Raw genomic sequence first — 1651 nt, 5'->3', positions numbered from 1 at the left:
CTCGGCAACCGCACGGGCCCACCACCACGCCGCCGGGATGGCCCTGGACCCCGAGCAGTTGGCGGCCCTGGAGGCGGCCGTCGCGTCCGAAAAGGTGCCCCTATGGTTTTCGTCAAGCGGCGATGGCAGCCGGGGGCTCGTAGAAGGTGCCGTCTCTGAGCATGGCGAAGAGCACGTCGATGCGGCGTCGGGCGAGGCAGACGAGGGCGGCGACGTGATGCTTGCCCTGCCGTCGCTTCTTGTCGTAGTAGGCGCGTGAGTCCGGTTGGGACAGGGATGCGAACGCGGCGAGGTAGAAGGCCCGTTTGAGCTGCTTGTTGCCGCGTCGGGAGGGGTGTTCGCCGCGTATGGACGAGCCGGAGCTTCTGGTCACCGGGGCCAGTCCGGCGTAGGCGGCCAGGTGGCCGGCGGTAGGGAAGCTGCTGGCGTCGCCGACGTCGATCAGGATGCGGGCTCCGGTCCTGACCCCGATGCCGGGCATGGACGTCAGGACCGGGGAAAGAGGGTGGGCCTCCAGCAGTTCCTCGATACGGACGGCGAGGAGCTTGCGTTGGTCGAGCACGGAGGTGAGCGAGCCGGCCAGGCTGGGGATGATCAGCGAGGCAGCCTCGGTGCCTGGCACGACGACGCTCTGCTCGTCGAGGGCGTCGATGATTTCGTCGACGAGGCGCTCGGCCAGGCGTGGGGCCTTGGGCCGAAGCAGTGTCACCAGCCGGCGCCGCCCGGCCTTCCTCAACTGGGCCGGTGAGCCGTGGCGTTCGAGCAGCATCAGGACAGCGGGGTGGTCCAGTCTTGGGCCCAGGATCCGCTCCAGCGAGGGGTGGATCTGGGTGAGCAGGCCGCGCAGGCGGTTCTTGATCCTGGTCGACTCGGTGGCCAGGTCGTCGTCGAAGCCGACGATCATCTCCAGCTCGGCGACGGTCTCGTCGGACGGTGCCAGCTCGCGCAGGGTGTGTGGCATCGTTCGCGCGGCGTCCGCGATGATCGCCGCGTCTCGGGCGTCGGTTTTGGCCTCGCCGGCGTAGAGGTCGGCAATCCGTCGCATCGTCAGGCCGGGCAGGTAGGCGACTCGGCAGCCTGTGTCGCGGGCCACCGCGAGAGGCAGGGCGCCGATCGAGGCGGGCTGGTCGACCACCATCAGCACGGTGCCGTGCTTGGCCTGGAGCTTGCTGAACACCTCGCGCAGTTTCGGCTCGGTGTTGGGCAATCGCTTGTCGTAGACCCGTTTGCCGGCCGGGGTCAGAGCGGTGGCGTGGTGCTCGCCCTTGCCCACGTCCAAGCCCAGGTAGACGTCGATGTCACCCGTGTCGATCACGCGCACTCTCCACCGTGGTCGTGCCCTTCCCGGCCTCACCTGCGGCATCAGCGTGCCGGCATCCACGTTACGAAGAGCCTGCCTCACCCGGGACGGGATCGGCGCTCGTGCCCCTAATCAGCGGTCTGCCAATGCTTCCGGACCCGGTGACAGCACCTTTTCGATCATGATCGACTGGGGCGACGAGTCATGCCGGGCCCGGAGGCCGGGAGCCCCATTGCGGGGCCGCGAAAACGGTAACGGGGCGAAGCGGAGGGACAAAAGCCGCAGGACGGACACGCTGGGGACGAGTCGCGCATCGAGCGGCGGCGGGTCCGCAAGCGGCACCGAGCCCGC

General features: G+C 69.0%; 2 protein-coding genes. Both read right to left on the bottom strand.

Going from position 1 to position 1651, the window contains the following annotated elements; all coding sequences use genetic code 11:
- Nucleotides 1-112 precede the first annotated feature (112 nt).
- Nucleotides 113-1363, bottom strand: coding sequence for an IS110 family transposase (locus ACIOFR_RS42235; RefSeq protein WP_401006156.1), 1251 nt, complete (start codon nucleotides 1361-1363; stop codon nucleotides 113-115).
- A gap of 69 nt (nucleotides 1364-1432) precedes the next feature.
- Nucleotides 1433-1651 (bottom strand): hypothetical protein (locus tag ACIOFR_RS42230; protein WP_401006154.1); only part of this gene is annotated, 219 nt, incomplete at its 5' end.

The sequence above is a fragment of the Kitasatospora sp. NPDC088346 genome (assembly GCF_044740765.1).
Classification (GTDB): domain Bacteria; phylum Actinomycetota; class Actinomycetes; order Streptomycetales; family Streptomycetaceae; genus Kitasatospora.
This window is presented reverse-complemented; position numbering and strand designations above follow the sequence as displayed.